Source organism: Curtobacterium poinsettiae (assembly GCF_047226435.1).
GTDB classification, from domain to species: Bacteria; Actinomycetota; Actinomycetes; order Actinomycetales; family Microbacteriaceae; genus Curtobacterium; species Curtobacterium poinsettiae.
In genome coordinates, this window is the sequence record NZ_CP178434.1 from 2,727,709 (window position 1) to 2,744,319 (window position 16,611).

15 protein-coding genes are annotated in these 16,611 nt (G+C 71.4%); 8 read left to right on the forward strand and 7 right to left on the reverse strand.

Going from position 1 to position 16,611, the window contains the following annotated elements; all coding sequences use genetic code 11:
* Positions 1-34: 34 nt before the first annotated feature.
* Both ACL00U_RS12850 and ACL00U_RS12855 read right to left on the reverse strand, forming a co-directional pair.
* A complete protein-coding gene (locus ACL00U_RS12850; protein ID WP_083389392.1) occupies positions 35-2,533 on the reverse strand; it encodes a bifunctional lysylphosphatidylglycerol flippase/synthetase MprF in 2,499 nt (832 codons plus the stop codon).
* Between the two features lie 5 nt (positions 2,534-2,538).
* Positions 2,539-3,870, reverse strand: coding sequence for an alpha/beta hydrolase (locus tag ACL00U_RS12855; RefSeq protein WP_017888425.1), 1,332 nt, complete (start codon positions 3,868-3,870; stop codon positions 2,539-2,541).
* Positions 3,871-4,052: 182 nt separating this feature from the next.
* Here ACL00U_RS12855 and ACL00U_RS12860 point away from each other — a divergent pair, with 182 nt between their 5' ends.
* Positions 4,053-4,745, forward strand: coding sequence for an NUDIX hydrolase (locus ACL00U_RS12860; RefSeq protein ID WP_081612352.1), 693 nt, complete (start codon positions 4,053-4,055; stop codon positions 4,743-4,745).
* Here the strand turns inward: ACL00U_RS12860 and ACL00U_RS12865 are convergent.
* Complete coding sequence (locus tag ACL00U_RS12865; RefSeq protein WP_017888422.1) at positions 4,657-5,886, reverse strand: ROK family protein; 1,230 nt, start codon at positions 5,884-5,886, stop codon at positions 4,657-4,659. The two genes, ACL00U_RS12860 and ACL00U_RS12865, sit on opposite strands and share 89 nt — an antisense overlap.
* Positions 5,887-6,018: 132 nt before the next feature.
* Here ACL00U_RS12865 and ACL00U_RS12870 point away from each other — a divergent pair, with 132 nt between their 5' ends.
* From ACL00U_RS12870 to ACL00U_RS12895, 6 genes are all read left to right on the forward strand, one after another.
* Positions 6,019-7,317, forward strand: a complete 1,299-nt coding sequence (locus tag ACL00U_RS12870; RefSeq protein ID WP_412873466.1) for an ABC transporter substrate-binding protein — start codon at positions 6,019-6,021, stop codon at positions 7,315-7,317.
* A 12-nt stretch (positions 7,318-7,329) separates the two neighbouring features.
* On the forward strand, positions 7,330-8,298 hold the full coding sequence (locus ACL00U_RS12875) for a carbohydrate ABC transporter permease (protein ID WP_274006659.1): 969 nt from the start codon (positions 7,330-7,332) through the stop codon (positions 8,296-8,298).
* Positions 8,298-9,218 carry a carbohydrate ABC transporter permease gene (locus ACL00U_RS12880; protein WP_274006660.1) on the forward strand — a complete coding sequence of 307 codons (921 nt, stop codon included), beginning with the start codon at positions 8,298-8,300 and terminating at the stop codon, positions 9,216-9,218. The genes ACL00U_RS12875 and ACL00U_RS12880 overlap by 1 nt, the downstream gene beginning before the upstream one ends.
* A gap of 77 nt (positions 9,219-9,295) precedes the next feature.
* The gene (locus ACL00U_RS12885) at positions 9,296-10,954 is read left to right on the forward strand and encodes a glycoside hydrolase family 13 protein (RefSeq protein ID WP_214563619.1); all 1,659 of its coding nucleotides are present in this window, start codon (positions 9,296-9,298) and stop codon (positions 10,952-10,954) included.
* 125 nt (positions 10,955-11,079) lie between these two features.
* Positions 11,080-12,015 (forward strand): ABC transporter ATP-binding protein, encoded by a 936-nt coding sequence (locus ACL00U_RS12890; RefSeq protein ID WP_056070397.1) that lies wholly within the window; start codon positions 11,080-11,082, stop codon positions 12,013-12,015.
* Positions 12,012-13,232, forward strand: coding sequence for an ABC transporter permease (locus ACL00U_RS12895; protein WP_262117867.1), 1,221 nt, complete (start codon positions 12,012-12,014; stop codon positions 13,230-13,232). The genes ACL00U_RS12890 and ACL00U_RS12895 overlap by 4 nt, the downstream gene beginning before the upstream one ends.
* A gap of 179 nt (positions 13,233-13,411) precedes the next feature.
* Here the strand turns inward: ACL00U_RS12895 and ACL00U_RS12900 are convergent, their stop codons facing one another.
* The 4 genes from ACL00U_RS12900 to pnuC all read right to left on the reverse strand — a co-directional run bounded on the left by ACL00U_RS12900 (position 13,412) and on the right by pnuC (position 15,619).
* Entirely contained in the window at positions 13,412-13,720 is a 309-nt protein-coding gene (locus ACL00U_RS12900) for a winged helix-turn-helix domain-containing protein (protein WP_017888415.1), read from the reverse strand.
* Positions 13,717-14,151 carry a chemotaxis protein CheY gene (locus ACL00U_RS12905; RefSeq protein ID WP_111022076.1) on the reverse strand — a complete coding sequence of 145 codons (435 nt, stop codon included), beginning with the start codon at positions 14,149-14,151 and terminating at the stop codon, positions 13,717-13,719. The genes ACL00U_RS12900 and ACL00U_RS12905 overlap by 4 nt, the downstream gene beginning before the upstream one ends.
* A 103-nt stretch (positions 14,152-14,254) precedes the next feature.
* Positions 14,255-14,887, reverse strand: coding sequence for a TetR/AcrR family transcriptional regulator (locus ACL00U_RS12910; RefSeq protein WP_042540330.1), 633 nt, complete (start codon positions 14,885-14,887; stop codon positions 14,255-14,257).
* A gap of 66 nt (positions 14,888-14,953) precedes the next feature.
* Positions 14,954-15,619 (reverse strand): nicotinamide riboside transporter PnuC, encoded by a 666-nt coding sequence (gene pnuC, locus ACL00U_RS12915; protein WP_017888412.1) that lies wholly within the window; start codon positions 15,617-15,619, stop codon positions 14,954-14,956.
* Positions 15,620-16,014: 395 nt separating this feature from the next.
* Here pnuC and ACL00U_RS12920 point away from each other — a divergent pair, with 395 nt between their 5' ends.
* Positions 16,015-16,569: an alternate-type signal peptide domain-containing protein gene (locus tag ACL00U_RS12920; RefSeq protein ID WP_056070388.1), complete on the forward strand. Its 555-nt coding sequence runs from the start codon at positions 16,015-16,017 to the stop codon at positions 16,567-16,569.
* Positions 16,570-16,611 lie beyond the last annotated feature (42 nt).

The window sequence follows — 16,611 nt, forward strand, 5'->3', positions numbered from 1 at the left end:
CGAACGTACCGACGGCGCTGGGGAGCCGTCCGGTTCAGCCGACGCGCGCGGCTGGCTGCTCGGCCCGGGCTGCGGGCGCCGGACGCCGTTCGCGCATGATCGCCACCGCCTGGCGGAGCGACAGCCCCGGCAGGTAGGTGCGGACGATGGCGACGCCGATCGTGGGCAGCGCCACCGGGTCCGGGTACGCCATCACCAGTGGGTGCAGGTCGGGGCCGAACTTCGCCTTGAAGCGCAGCAGGGAGCGGAACCCGTAGACCGGTTCGAGGGCTCCGCCGACGACGTCGAGGACCGATTCGACGCCGCTCCGGCCGCCGGTCTGCGGTTCCGCCGAGGACGCGAGCGGTGCCGCGGACAGGCTGAGCCGCTCGGCCCCGTCGGCGCGCATCCGGTCGACCGCACTCGCGACCAGGAACTCCATGACGCCGTTCGGGGCGTCCGGGGCGCGGCGCATCACGTCGAGTGTCCAGCCGACCACCTGGCCGGCGCGGTGGGCGGGCAGCCAGCTGGTGACGGCGAGCACGGTGCCGTCCTCGCCCAGAGCGACGAGCGTGCGGACGGCGGGGTCGCGCATCTCGTCGATCCCGCCCAGGGTGAACCCCATCTCGGGCAGTTCGCGCTCGGCGACCCACTCCTCCGAGATCGCCTCGATCTGGCGGGTGACCGAGCCGGGCAGCGAGGCCCAGTCCGACCAGAGCGCGGTGGTGCCGGAGCGTGCGGCCTTGTTGACGGCCGTGCGGACGTCTTGCTTGCGCTTGCCCGTGGTCGTCCAGGTGCGCGGGTCGAGGTCGGCGTCCTCGGCGACGGGAAGGGTCGTCCAGCCCAGTCGTGCGAGTGCAGCACCGAGGGTGGCGTCGATGCCGTAGAAGACGGGCGTCCAACCGTGGTCGTCCGCGGCCCGTGCGAAGCCCTCGAGTGCTGCGAGCCGTGCGTCCTCGTGGCCGAAGGGGCCACCGGTCGTCACGGCGACGCTGCCGGTGCGGTGGTACGCGACCCCGGCGCGGCCGTCCTCGGTGAACCAGTACTCGTTGCCGGGCCAGGTCGTCATCCACCCGAAGGTGTCGCCACCGCCCGCGACCAGCAGGGCACGAGCGGCCACCCGGGCGGCGTCCTGCCCGTCGAGGTCGCTGTCCGAGCGTCCGGCACCGGTCGGCCGGACCGCGGCGATCGCCACCGCCAGCCACAGGAGTGGGCCCGAGATGCCCACGACGAACCGCAGCGCCGGCTCGGCCAGTGCCAGGTGTGTGGGCAGGGTCACGGGGGCGATCGGGCCGAGCACGGCGAGCGCCAGGTGCAGGGGCTCCCGCACGCTGTCGCCCGAGGCCACGGCGACGCCGACGACGACGACCGCGAGCACCAGGGCCGCGCCGGCGACCGTGATCGCGAAGGTCAGCAGTCGTCGCCGGTCGGTCCGGACCGGGAAGTCGGCGCGGCGCAGGACGAGCACCACGGCGGTGGCGATCGGCACCAACACCGATGCGACGAGGGAGAGCGATACCGCGAGGTGGTCCGATGCCAGACGCTGCACGACGGCGTGGTGCCGCTCGGGCAGCACCCCGTACGACACGGCGGTCGCGATGCCGGTGATCAGGTCGACGGTCACCACAAGCCACAGCGCGAACCGGCTGCCACGCCGGAGTCCCACGGCGCCGACCGCCAGGACCACGAGCGGCATCACGGCCAGCAGCGACTGGAACAAGCCGTGCGGGTGCACCGCGGCGAGCGCCCGGACACAGCTGGCGGTCACCCCGGTCACCGAGCAGTGCGGCATCCTCCCGGTCGGCCCGGTGTCGAGCACCACGGCGAGCGGGGCGAGCAGTCCGAACTGGGCACCGGTGACGAGCGCGAGCACGGGTCCGACCGCCGACACCGTCACCGCGGCCACCAGCAGCACCCGGGTCTCGCGTGAGGAGCTCCGCGTCCAGCCGCTCCGCACCGGGGACCGTCGCAGCACGCGACCGAGCACCAGGCCGACGACCAGGGCGAGCGCCGCGTGCAGGTCGGACGCGTGTCCGGCGTAGAGGAGCAGTGCCGCGACGACGGCGATCGACACGACCCGGATCCGGCGCCGCCACAGGGCGCCGGCGAACGCGCTCGCGGTGACGATGGTGCCGACGATCCACGTCCAGGGTCCGACGTGCCCCAGGTGTACGAGGAAACCGCGGTTCGCCGGGGCGCCGTCGAACAGCTGCAGCACGGCTCCGAGGCCGGTCCCCACGACGGTCGTGACGACCATCGCGAGCAGGGTGCGCCGCCAGCCGAGCAGCCGTTCGGACGCCCCGGTGCACACCACGACGGCGACGAAGGTGACGAGGAACCCGACGACGCTGCTCGTCACCGCGACCACGCCGAGCGGACCCATCGTCCCGCCCAGGGAGTCGGGCGTCCGGCCGTCGTGCGCACCGACGCAGCGGAGCACCACGGCGGCGATGCCGGCGACGACCGTCAGGGCCGAGACGACGCTCGTCAGCGGGTACCGACGGGCCACCGGCACGAGACGCTTCGGTCTCGCCCATGCGAAGGCCGCGGCCATCGCGCTCACCGGAGGCCCAGGTGCGCGATGACGCCGGGCATCCCGACGCGCAGGGCGTAGCGGACGGTGTTCCAGTCATGGGCGGAGCCCTCGGACACGAACAGCCGGGTCTGCATGCCGGCGGCGTTCGCGGCGGCGCGGAGTGCCCTGGTCGACGCGACGTAGGGGGCGTCGTCGCTGCCGTAGGCGAACACCGTCAGGTGCCCGGGGTAGGGACCGTGCGCACGCATGATCGCCCGCGGTGCCGCTGCGGCGTACCGCGAGGCCGAGCCGCCGAACCCGTACTGGATGCTGTGCTGGACGGAGCCGTTCAGGGGTGCGAGCTCGCTCGAGATGGCGAAGGTCGTGCCGAACACGCCGGGGTGTGCGGTGGAGAACTGCATGGCGCACGTCGCGCCCTGCGAGAACCCGACGATGCCCCAGGCGGAGGGGGACGCTCCGACGCGCAGGTGCTGCCGGATCCAGTTCGTGGTGTCGGTCATGATGTACGTCGCGGAGCGGCCGAGGGACGAGTCGACGCACATCGGGTTGCGGTCCGGCGCTCCGAGCTGGTCGGGTGCGACGACGATCGGGGCGAGCCCGTGGTGTGCCGCAGCGAAGGCGTCCATCACCGCGCCGAGCCGGCCGGCCTGGAACATGTCGCTCGGCTGGCCGGGTTGCCCGGCGAGGCTGATCAGGACGGGCAGGGTCGGCGGTCGTTCGGTCAGTGCTGCGGGCGGCAGGTACACAACCGCCGGCCGTGCGTGGAAGTGGGAGACGGTCGACGGGATGTCGACGGAGAGCACCTTCCCACGCCGCGGCATGCCGGCGGGTGCCCGCCAGGTGGCCGGGTCCACCACCGGACTGGAGGCGCGCCCCACCCCCGTCTCGTGTCCCAGCGGACCGGATGGGTACGGATCCGTCGTCACGGCCTGCTCGATCGTGCGGTACGCGCCGAAGTCGACGTTGACGCCGAGGACGGCGGCCAGCGCCACCGCCACCGCCGCGAGCAGGCCGAGGACGCGGCGCAGCCAGCCGCCCTGGACGACGACCACGACGAGCAGGCCGACACCGCCGAAGGCCAAGGCCACCCACATCCGGGTGACCGGCGTGAACGACACCCCGTACAGGTCCTGCACGTCGCCGAACCACCACACCGCGACCAAGCCGAGCACGGCTCCGACGGCCATGGCGCCGAGCCGCCAGACCAGGCCCCGGACCGGGTGCCGGGAGCGACGACCGAACGCGGGCAGGAGCGCGGCGACGGTGAGGAGCACCGCGATGACGTCGACCGGGACGAGCACGGACGGTGCGACGACGGCGATGTGGAACAGGGGTCGGAGCAGATCGTGGAACATGGGGCCTCCCGGCGGACGTTGCCATCGTGGCGGTGGCCCGCTGCGAACGGGGCACCGAGGCGCTTCCGGTTCCCACAGTTCCCACCTGCCCCGCTCCCAGGAGACGCCCGAACAATCCCCAGTGAAGCTTCCTGCGCGCCAGCGTCACCGGAGCTCCCGGTGGCCGCATCTATGGTGAACGGGTGACGCACGACGGATCAGCACGGGCAGCACTCGCCGCGGTCGCTGCGGACGGCTGGGGCGACGCCGGGCCGATCGGCGAGCCCGGCGGGACGTCCACCCCGCGACGGGCGGCCGTCCTGATGCTCTTCGGCGTCCTCGACCGCATCCCGAGCGACCGACCCGCGACGGCACCCGGGGTCCCGCGCGACCTCGACGTCCTGCTCCTCGCCCGGGCCACGACCCTGCGCGCCCACGCCGGCGAGGTCGCGTTCCCCGGCGGGCGCATCGACCCGGGCGACGTGGACGCCGTCGCCGCCGCACTGCGCGAGGCGCAGGAGGAGACGGGCCTCGATCCCGCCGGCGTCGAGGTGCTCGGCCCCCTGCCCGCCGTACCGCTGGCGTTCTCGAACCACCTGGTCCAGCCGGTCATCGGCTGGTGGCGGGACCCGTCACCGATCCACGTCGTCGACGAGCACGAGTCGGCCGCGGTGTTCCGGGTGCCGGTTGCCGATCTGCTCGACCCGGCGAACCGCGGCGTGACGGTGATCCGCCGCGGTGGTCAGGAGTGGCGCGGAGCAGCGTTCACGATCGAGGCCGACGGCGACGACCACCTGGTGTGGGGCTTCACCGCGATGCTGCTGGATGCACTGTTCGACCGACTCGGCTGGACGGAACCGTGGGACCGGGACCACGAGGTGCCGCTGCCCGGCTGAGCAGCGGAAAGGACAGCGGGTCGGCCCGCACCGCATCGACCGCGTGGGCCACGGCCCCGATGACGACGACGTCGGCGCCGAGCGACGACGCGACGAGTTCGGGCACCGGGTCGAAGTGCCCCTCGGCGAGCAGGTCGCGGGCACGGTCAATGACGGCGACCGCCGGTTGGGCGATCGCGCCGGCGACCACCACGCGGTCGATGTCGAGCAGGCTCGCGAGCAGGACGCAGACCCGGGCCAGGCGGTCGCCCAGGCGGTCGACGATGGTGCGCGCGACCGGATCACCGCTCCGTGCGGCCGCGAACACCAGTGCGGCGTCCGCGGCGAGCGCGGCGTCCGCGGGGATGCGCCCCGCGGCGACGGCGTCGGCCACGAAGGTTCGGGCGACGGCGCCGATGCCGGCGGACGAACCGACGCCCTCGACGAGCTCGAGCACCCGCATCTCCCCCGCTCCGCCGTGGGCGCCGCGCAGCAGGACCCCGTCGACGACGAGGCCCGCGCCGTAGCGTTCGCCGGACAGCAGCGCCGCGAAGGACGCGTCACCCGAGGACGGCCGTTCGGCGAGCGCGGCGAGGTTCGCATCGTTCTCGACGAGCACCCGCCCGCCCGGCACGGTGCCGTCGAACCCCGGGTTCATCCGGACCCAGAAGCCGCCGTCGTCGGGCGAGGCACCGGCGGCGTCGACCGGTGCGGGGACACCCACGACGGTGACCAGGACCCGGGTGCGGTCGACGCCTGCCGAAGCGAGCGCAGCGGCCACGGTGTCGGCGATGACCCGGAGCCGCACGGGCACGTCGAGGCCAGATGCACCGAGCGCCCCCTCGGCACGGCCCAGGACGGTGCCGCGCAGGTCGGCGACGAAGGTGGTGACCCGGTGCTGGCCGGCGTCCACGCCGACGACGACCCCGGCGACGGTGTCGAGTTCGTAGCGCCGGGCGGGGCGTCCCATCCGGTACTCCCCCGCGGCACGGGCGTCGTCGAGCTCGCGGAGCCAGCCGAGCCGGACGAGTTCCTCGGCCGCACCCAGGACGGTCGACCGGGTCAGCCCGGTGGCGTCGATCGCCTCGGTCGCGGTGAACGCCGCGGAGTCGAAGGCGTACGCGAGCAGCGTCTCTGCGCTCGTTCCACGGGGTGGCGGCATGCCGTGACCCTATCGTGCGACGAGTTCCTTGCAGAATTAGATTTTCTCGCTACATTTAGTTCCGCGGGCTGCATCGGAGCCGCTCGCGGGACGGAACGGCAGGGACGCCGGGTCCGGACGGACGGAGACGACGTGCAAGCACACGCCACCGCCAGGAACGCAGCCTCGGTCAGCCGACGCTCGTTCCTACTGGGAGCGGGCGGCATCGGGGCGGGCCTCGCGCTCGCCGGGTGCGCCCCGATCGGGTCCTCGAGCGCCAGGCCGGAGACCATCACGTTCTACGTGTCGAAGCCCGAGGTCATCGGCTACTTCGACGAGCTCATCGCACGGTTCCACCAGACCCAGTCGAAGATCCGGGTCGTCCGCGACTCGACCTCGAGCATGTCCGCGAACTTCGTCCGGAACCGACCGCCGGACCTCGGCTGCTGGAACTACAACTTCTCGGTCGTGCCGTTCGTCGAGCACGGTGCGCTGACGGACCTGTCCGACCTGCCGCAGGCCGACACCATCAACCCCGACCTGTGGCCGCTCATGGAGCAGACCGCCGACTACCCCGGCCGGAAGAGCGCCCTACCCTACTCGGTGACCGCGGCGTCGGTGATCTACAACAAGGCACTGTTCGCGGAGCAGGGGATCGAGGTCCCGACGACGTGGAGCGAGTTCGCCGACGTGTGCGAGCGCCTGACGAAGGCCGGCATCGCGCCGATCTACGGCACGTTCAAGGACAACTGGACGATCGCCCAGGGCATGTTCGACTACTCGATCGGCGGCATGATCGACACTCCGGCGACCTTCGAGGCCCTGCGGCGCGAGGGCACGAACGTCGGAACGGGATCGGCCGTCTCGTTCGAGCGCGACCTGCGGGAGCCGATGGAGCGCATGGTGCGACTCCGCGCCTGGCACCAGGACGGCGCCGCGAGCCGTGGGTACGGCGACGGCAACCTCGCCTTCGCCCAGGGCAAGGCGGGCTTGTACCTGCAGGGACCGTGGGCGCTCGGTGAGATCGCCAAGACGAACAAGGACATGGACCTCGGCACCTTCCCGCTGCCCGTCACCGACGACCCGGCCGACCGGAAGGTGCGCGTGAACGTCGACCTGGCCCTCTGGATCCCGGAGGCGTCGCGCAAGCAGGAGGCCGCCCGCGAGTTCCTGACCTTCCTGATGCAGTCGAAGGTCAACGACCAGTACAACGCGGACAACAACGGCTTCGGCGTGCGCAAGGACGCTCCCCCCGCGTCGAACCCCGCCCTGCGCGGCATGCAGTCGTACTACGACGACGCAGCCTTCTACCTCGGTGCCTCGCAGCTCATCCCCGCCGAGATCCCGGTCGCGAACTACGCGCAGTCGATCGCCTTCGGCGGCGACCCGCAGCGCCAGCTCCGCACCCTCGACGCCGACTGGGCGCGTCTCGCGCTCCGCACGGCCGCGTAAGGAGACGTCCGAATGGCAACCACGACCACCGAATCGATCACGACGGCGGACCGCCGCCGCCGTGGCGGGGCCGCCCCGGGCCTCCAGGCCGGACGACGGAAGGGACTGCGGGACGGACGCCGGAAGCCCCGCGTCGACCCACTGTTCCTGGCGTTCCTGCTGCCCGCGCTGGTGCTCTTCACGCTCGCCATCACGCTGCCGGCCGTGATGGGCATCGTGCTGAGCTTCACGAACTCCGTCGGCTTCGGCGAGTTCCGCTTCACCGGGCTCACCAACTACATCGCGGTGTTCTCCGACCCGGCGATCCTGCAGGCGTACCTGTTCACGCTCGGGTTCTCGCTCGTCACCGTGATCGTCGTGAACGCGATCGCGTTCCTGCTCGCCATCGCGCTGACGTCGAAGATCCGCGGCAAGATCGCGCTGCGTGCGGTGTTCGTGCTGCCGATGGTGATCTCGGGGATCGTCATCGCCTACGTGTTCTCGTTCCTGTTCGCGAACAGCCTGCCGGCCTTCGCCACCGCGATCGGCTTCGGGCCGCTCGAGCAGAGCATCCTGGCGAACCCCGACCTGGCGTGGCTGGCGATCGTGGTCGTCACCGCGTGGCAGGCGATCCCCTCGACGCTCCTCATCTACATCGCGGGGGTGCTCTCGATCCCGGGCGAGGTGTACGAGGCGGCGGCCCTCGACGGTGCCAGTGCCTGGCGCCAACTCGTCTCGATCACCGCACCGCTGACCGCGGGCTACATCCTGATCAACCTGGTCATCGGGTTCAAGAACTTCCTGAACTCGTACGACATCATCGTCGGCCTGACCGACGGCGGCCCCGGCACCTCGACCACCAGTGTCGCGATGTCGATCTTCAAGGGCTTCAACGGCGGCGACTACGCCTACCAGATGGCGAACGCCACGATCTTCTTCGTCATCGCGGTCGTCATCGCCGTGATCCAGCTGCGGGCGACCCGCGGGAAGGCAGCGCTCTGATGTCCCTGCAAGCACCCCTGCGACCGGGGACCACCGCGACCGGCAGCATCCGGTCCGTCGACGCCGACCGATCCGCCGGCGGACGATCCGCCGGTCGGCGCGGCGGCACCGCCAACTGGCCCGTCACCGTCGTCCTCGTCCTCTGCGCACTGACCGTCCTCGTGCCGCTCTACGTCACCCTGACGATGGCGTTCAAGACCATCGGCCAGGCGGTCGACGGCAACGCGTTCTCGCTGCCGGCGCCGTTCAGCGTCGACGGCTTCGTGCAGGCGTGGCAGCTGACCGACTTCCCGCGGGCGTTCGGGGTCTCCGTGTTCGTCGCCGCGATCACCGTCGTCGGCACGATCCTGCTCGCCTCGTTCACGGCGTACGCGATCGCCCGGAACTGGGACCGCCGGCTGTTCCGCTGGTCGTTCTTCTACCTGCTCGCCGCGATGTTCCTGCCGTTCCCGGTGCTCGCGCTGTCGCAGGTGAAGCTCACCGGGCTCGCGCACCTGGACAACCCGCTCGGCGTCGCGATCCTGCACGTCATGTTCCAACTGTCCTTCAGCGTGCTGCTCTTCACGGCCTTCCTGCGTTCGATCCCGGCGGAACTGGAGGAGAGTGCACGCATCGACGGTGCGAGCACGGGACAGGTGTTCTGGCGACTCGTGTTCCCGCTGCTGGCACCGATGGGCGCCACCGTCGGCATCTTCGCGTTCCTCGCGTCCTGGAACGACTTCGTGATGCCGTCGCTGATCACCTCCGACCCGGGCTTGCAGACCCTGCCGGTGCTGCAGCAGATGTTCCAGACGCAGTTCAGCAACAACTACAACGTGTCGTTCGCCTCGTACCTGATGGCCATGGCCCCGGCGATCATCGTCTACCTCGTCACCCAGCGGTGGGTGATGGCGGGCGTGACGCAGGGCGCCATCAAGTGACCGACACCGCCGGTGCGGACCCGACCGACACACACCCCACGAACCCGACGAACCCCTCGACCCACGAAAGGCCCGACGTGACCGACACCCTCGCCCAGCCCGCCGCCACCACGAACGACGAGACCTGGTGGCGCCAGGCCAGCGTCTACCAGATCTACCCCCGCTCGTTCGCCGACGCGAACGGCGACGGCATCGGCGACCTGCCCGGCATCACCGAGCGGGTGCCGTACCTGGCCTCACTCGGCATCGAGGCCGTCTGGCTCAGCCCCTTCTACCCGTCCGCCCTGGCCGACGGCGGCTACGACGTCGACGACTACCGCGACGTCGACCCGCGCCTCGGCACCCTCGACGACTTCGACCGGATGGTCGAGGCACTGCACGCCGCCGGCATCCGGGTGATCGTCGACGTCGTCCCGAACCACACGAGCGACCGGCACGAGTGGTTCCGCGAGGCGCTCGCAGCGCCGAAGGGCTCCCCCGCCCGCGACCGCTACGTGTTCCGCGACGGCAGTGGACCGTCCGGCGAGGACGCCCCCGCCGACTGGATCTCGATCTTCGGCGGGCCGGCCTGGACCGCCGTCGGCGACGGCCAGTGGTACCTGCACAGCTTCGCGAAGGAGCAGCCCGACCTGAACTGGGCGAACCGCGAGGTCCGCGACGACTTCCTGCACACCCTGCGTTTCTGGTCCGACCGCGGCGTCGACGGGTTCCGCATCGACGTGGCCCACGGCCTGGCGAAGGACCTGGGCGAGACCCTGCCCACCTGGGCCGAGCTCGCCGAGATGCCGAAGGACGGCACGCACCCGCTCTGGGACCGCGACGACGTGCACGAGATCTACGCCGAGTGGCGGACGGTCTTCAACGAGTACACACCGGCCCGCACCGCGGTCGCCGAGGCCTGGGTCCCCGCCCACCGCCGTGCCCGCTACGCCAGCGCCGAAGGGCTCGGTCAGGCGTTCAACTTCGACCTGCTCGAGGCCGACTTCGACGCCGGGCAGTTCCGCACGATCATCGAGTTCAACCTCGGCCTCGCCGAGCAGTCCGGCTCGTCGACCACGTGGGTGTTCTCCAACCACGACGTCGTCCGGCACGCCACCCGCTACGCCCTGCCGCCGCGCGCCGGCGGCACCGACAAGCAGGGCAGCGCCTGGCTGCTCGCCGGCGGCTCGCAGGACGCGCTCGACCGGTCGCTCGGCCTGCGCCGCGCACAGGCCGCCACACTGCTCGAGCTCGCCCTGCCCGGCTCCGCCTACCTGTACCAGGGCGAGGAGCTCGGCCTGCACGAGGTCGGCGACATCCCGGACGCCGACCGCCAGGACCCGGCGTTCTTCCGCAACCCGGGCGTCGACGTCGGCCGTGACGGCTGCCGCGTGCCGATCCCGTGGACGCGCACCGGCTCGTCGTTCGGCTTCGGTCCGGACGGCTCGCACCTGCCGCAGCCGGCGTGGTTCGCCGACTCCAGCGTCGAGGCCGAGGACGCCGACCCCGACTCCACCCTGCACCTGTACCGGAAGGCGCTCGGCCTGCGTGGCCAGCTGCAGTCCGAGGAACAGCTCGAGTGGATCGAGACCGGCCGCGACGACGTGCTCGCGTTCCGTCGGCCGAACGGCTGGACGAGCGTGACGGTCTTCGGCGACGAGCCCTTCGCGCTGCCGGCCGGCGAACTGCTGCTCGCCTCGGCCCCGGTGGTCGACGGCGCCCTGTCGGGCGTGGGGACGGCTTGGTTGCGTTCCTGACGGAACCAGGTGGCGGACGGGAGGCGCGGTGCAGGCGGGCACCGTGCCTCCCGTCCGCCGTGAGGTCACCATCTCGGGCCGCGACCGGCATCCGAGACGTCAGCCGCTGCCGGTAGGGTCGCCGCATGAGCGGGGCGAGCATCGGCGTGCAGGACTTCGTGATGCGGTTCGGGGACCGCACCGTGGTCGACGGGCTGTCGTTCGACGTCGCCCCCGGTGAGACGTTCGGGTTGCTCGGCAGCAACGGCTCCGGCAAGACCACGACGATCCGGGCGCTGCTCGGCATCACCACGCCGACGGCGGGGACGCTGACGATCGACGGCCGCCCCTACCGGCCGGCCACGGGCGGAATCGGCTACCTGCCCGAAGAGCGCGGGCTGTACCGCAAGGAATCCGTCATCGACGTGATGACCTACTTCGGGCGTCTGCGCGGGCTGCGCGGCGCCGAAGCGACCGCGTGGAGCATGGACTACCTGGCGCGCGTCGGGCTGGCCGACCGTGCGAAGCTGCGCGTCGACAAGCTGTCCGGCGGGCAGCAGCAGAAGGTGCAGCTCGGCATCACGATCATGGACCAGCCGCGGCTGCTCATCCTCGACGAACCGACCAAGGGGCTCGACCCGGTGAACCGGCGGCTCCTGCTCGACCTGGTCGACGAGCGCAAGGCCGACGGCGCGACCGTGGTCCTCGTGACCCACCACATGGACGAGGTCGAGCGGCTCTGCGACCGCATCCTGCTGCTCAAGGACGGCCGGGCCGCCGCCTACGGATCCGTGCCCGACGTGCAGGACGCCTTCGGCGGCGCGGTCGCCCGCGTCGGGCTCGACGGCCCGGTGCCGAAGTCGCCGCTGTACCGGCTCGCCCGGCACGAAGGGCACGTCGCCTACCTCGTCCCCACGCAGGCCGCCGCCCCGGACGGTGCGGACGTCCTGGCGGAACTGATCGCGGCCGGGGTGCACGTCACCGCGTTCGAGATGCGCCGGATCCCGCTCGACGAGATCTTCGTGCAGGTGTACGGGCACGACGCCCTGGCCTTGACGTCGACCGACGGGGCAGCGGCATGAGCAACCTCGGCACGGTCGTCCGGTTCGAGTTCGTCCGCGCGGTCAAGAAGCCCGCGTTCTGGATCGGCACGCTCGCGCTGCCGGTCGTCATCGTGGTGGTCTCGCTGCTCGTCGGCATCGGACAGGCCGCCGGCACGGACTCGGTGGTTTCCGGGTCGTCGGCCACGAAGACACCGTTCCACTACGTCGACGATTCCGGCCTGGTGTCCGAGTCCGTCGCCGCGAAGTGGGGCGGGACACCGTCCACCAGCGCCGCCGCAGACCGCGCCGCCGTGCGGTCCGGCGACCTCGACGCCTTCATCGTGTTCCCGTCGTCACCGTCCACCACCGCGATCCGGGTCGACGCGGCCGACCGCGGGCTCTTCGCCAACGGCGTGTACTCGTCGCTCGCCCAGCGGGTGCTCGAGCAGAGCGTCGCCGCGTCGGTCGACGACCCCGAGACCGTGCAGCTGCTCCGCAACCCGCCCGCCACCGACGTCACCACCTACGCCGACGGAACGGTCGCCCCGGGCTGGTTGTCCGTCGTGCCGCCGTTCCTGTTCGTCGCCGCGTTCTTCGGGCTCGTCATCCTGCTCGCCGCCCGGATGGTCACCGTCGTGGTCGAGGAGAAGGAGAACCGGATCTCCGAGATGATCCTGACCACGGTGACCGCGGGCGACCTGATCCGCGGCAAGGTCATCGCGATGCTGCTCGTCGGCTTCGTGCAGGTCAGCGTGTTCGTCGTGCCCGGACTGGTCGGACTGCTCGTCGCCCTGCCGCTGCTGTCGTCGCAGCTCGGCGGGCTGACCGTCGACCCGTGGCGGATGGTGACCGGGGCGCTGCTGCTCGTCGGCGGAGTGCTGCTCGCATCGGGGCTGTTCGTCGCCGTCGGGGCCGCGGTGCCGTCGATCAAGGACGCCTCGGCCCTGCAGTCGGCAGCGATCTTCGCGCTGATCATCCCCGTGTACGCGGCGTTCTTCGTGATGACGACGCCGACGTCGCCGGTGGCGCAGTTCTTCACGTACTTCCCGACCTTCACGCCGATCACCGCGATGGTGCGGAACGCCGTCGGGGCCCTGACCGTGACGGAGTCGGTGGTCTGCATCGTCGAGGTGTTCGTCGTCGCCGGGCTGCTGCTGTGGTTCGCCGAGTACCTGTTCCGGCACTCGGTCGCGCAGTACGGGTCGAAGGTGACGGTGCGGCAGGTGCTGTCGTGGCGGCGGGGGCGGCGGGGCTGAGCGGGGCGGTGCTCGGCCCCGTCGGCCCGCGGTGCTCGCGTCGCCGGCCCGCGGAGCTCGCGCCGTCGGCCCGCCGCGCTCGCGTTGCCGGCCCGCCGTGCTCGCGTCGCCGGCCCGCCGCGCTCGCGCCGCCGGCCCGCCGCGCTCGCGCCGCCGGCCCGCCGCGCTCGCGCCGCCGGTCAGCCGGCGGCGATGCGGCGGAGCGCGTCCAGGTGGGCGGCCCAGACGGCCCGGCCCGAGGCGGTCAGTGTGATCGACGTCCGGGGCGTCTTGCCCACGAAGCCCTTCCCCACCGACACGTAGCCGGCCGCCTCGAGCGCGGACACCTGCTTGCTCAGCACCGAGTCACTGACCTCGACCGCGTCCCGCACCTCGCGGAACCCCAGCGTGCCGGCGCGGGTCAGGGCGGCGATCACCGAGAAGCGCACCGGGTGCTGCAGCAGGTCGTCGAGCTCGTGCCGCGGGTGCGTCCGTTCCGTGGTGCTCACGAGCGGGCCTCACGAGCCGCACAGACGAGCGCGACCAGCAGGACGAGCCCCGAGGTGATGCCCGACCAGAGCACCGAGCCGTGCACCCACCCGACCACGGCGATCGCCGCCAGGTAGGTGACCGCCCAGCTGGCGATGTAGACGGTCCAGCGGCGGCTCCGGGCGAAGGCCGAGCGGCCGCGGATGCTCACCATGAAGAACACCACCAGGGCGAACAGCGCGACGAGGGTGCCGACGTAGACCGCGGCGAACGCGTCCCCCGTCGTGAGTCCCATGCCGAGCGTGCCGAGCGACGTCGCGACGCCGAGCGCGGTGATGAACGTGACGTACGGCCAGCGGACGGCGTCGTGCGCGCGTCGGCCGATCCGGTCCGCCTGGTCGAGCAGTCGGGCCGCCTCGGCGGGTCCGGGTCGTGCGGTGGTGTTGTCCATGGTGTCCCCTCTCGTTGACACCAGTATGGCAACTACTTTCCAACTTGGCAAGCACTTTCCTGATGCACGAGTCGCGTTCGCGGTGCGCTCGCGCTCGCGGCCCTCAGACGCGGACAGGCGTCTCGTCGAGGTCCCACGAGGGAACGGCATGCCGCTTCCACCCCTGACGCAGGGTGTCGGCCGCACGGTCGAACTCGACCAGGACGTCGATGTGCGGGCGGACGAGCATCTGGATCTGCAGCCCCTCGTACATCGCGAGCAGCTGCGTCGCCGCCTGGTACGCGGGGATCCCGGCCTCTTCGGCGCCCTTGTCGAAGTCGCGCTGCAGCCCGACGGTCAGCTGCTCGGCGTACTCCTCGAACCGCTTGCGGAACAGTTCGGCGAACCCGGACTCCGAGCTGGCCACGGTGATCAGTCCGGCGAGGACCCGGACGAGGCCCGGATCGGCGACGTCCTCGGCGAGGGTCAGGCGGACGTGCTCGATCATGCACGTCGGCGGGGCCTTCCGTCGGGTCCCGCGCAGCCGCACCCACCGGTCGTAGGTGACCAGCAGCAGGGCGTGCCAGGTCGGGAACAGCCGCTCGACCGTCTCGAGCGGAACGCCGGCGACGTCGGCGATGACCGCGGCGTCGACGTCGTCGAACGGGTGCAACCGGTACGCGCGGATGGCTGCGCGCACGGTGCGCTCTGCGAGGGACTCGTCGTCCTCGACGCGTTCGCCGTGCAGGGGTTCCATCCGACCATTGCAGCGCATCGCGGGCCGTTTGTCTCGTCCCAGAGCGGGGGCCGTACCCCCGGGCCGTCAGCCGACGGTGATCGGCGCCGCCGGCGGGCGGACCCGCTGGCGCATCCACACGAAGAACCCGGTCAGGGTGAAGACGCCGTAGAAGACGTACATCAGCCCCGATGCGTAGTACCCGGCGGAGAACAGCAGCGGCACGCCGACCAGGTCGACCGCCACCCAGATGAGCCAGAACTCGACCCACCCCTTGGCCATGCCGTAGGTGGCGAGCAGCGAGCCGACGAAGATCCAGGCGTCGCTCCACACCGGTTCGTAGGATCCGAGCGCGCGGAAGACGGGGGTCAGCAGGGCGGTGCCGCCGACCAGGCCGACGACGAGCAGCAGGCGGGACCGCCAGGAGGCCCAGTGCGGGTCGATCACGGTCGTCGCGTCCTCGGGGCGGTGCGTCCACCGGTACCAGCCGTAGACGCTCACGATGATGAACATGACCTGACGGCCCGCCTGACCGAGCAGGTTGACGGGGTTGGGGGTGTCGAACAGCGCACCCATGAAGACGGTGAAGAGCAGGGCGTTGCCGACCAGTCCGACCGGCCAGGCCCAGACCTTGCGACGCATGCCACCGAGGGCGCTGAGCAGCCCGAAGACGTTGCCGATCACCTCACGCCACAGCACCGTCTGGTCGCCGATGACGATCTGCGCGTCGAACAACCAACGCACGATGTCCATGGGCCCTCCTCGTTTCCGCCGGACGGTGCAACGACGCCACCCGTACCGGCATTCCTTCCGGGTTTCCCCTGTCCGCACGGAGCGCACACCCAGAAATCGGGGTACAAACCATGTCCTCCAACACGAGGACTCAAATGCCCCCCGTTCTGGGGTCCCGGTGAACGCTCGTTCTCGCTTGTCCGCACTTTGGGGGACAGCTAACGTCGTCCCCAGAGCGAGTCCAGCCCGCCCGAGCAGCAGTCCCTGCGCTCAGAGGCCCGGCGACCGTTCTCGGCACCGGTCAGCCGCGACCCCTTCCAACCACTGGGTCGATGACAACCTCCCCACCGGGCAGGACACCCGAACGTCCCCGGTGGGCTTCAGCGCGCCCAGGCACGCAGGAACGGAACCACTCCATGCACAAGATCGTCACCGGTGCCATCGCCGGCGCAGCAGGCGTCGCACTCCTCCTCGGCGGTGCCGGCACGTTCGCCCTCTGGAACGCCAGCGCCTCGAGCGCCGCGTCCGCGGTGAGCGCCGGCACCCTGACGCTCAGCGCCAACAACGACGGCGCCTGGACCGACATCACGAACGGTCGTTCCGCCGCGATCGACCCGACGAAGGCGCTGATGGTGCCGGGCAACACGTTCCAGTTCACGCAGACGCTGAACATCGGCGCGACCGGCCAGGACCTCAAGGCCAACCTGACCTACGCCAACCAGAGCATCACCGGTGACAGCGCGCTGATCGCCGCCACGACGAAGACGCTGGCCGTCACGTCGACGAGCGCCTCGATCGTGCAGTCCTCGTCGAACGCGAACACCTTCGTCGTCTCGCCGTCGTCGTCCACCTCGACGGTCAAGGTCGTCTTCACCGTGACGCTGCCCGCCGCCGCGACCACCGGTCAGGGCGGCTCGCTCAACCTCAGCGCGCTCGCCTTCACGCTGACCCAGACCGCGATCGGTTCCTGACCCACCGATCGCACCCCACCGACCACGACGACCAGGAGCAGG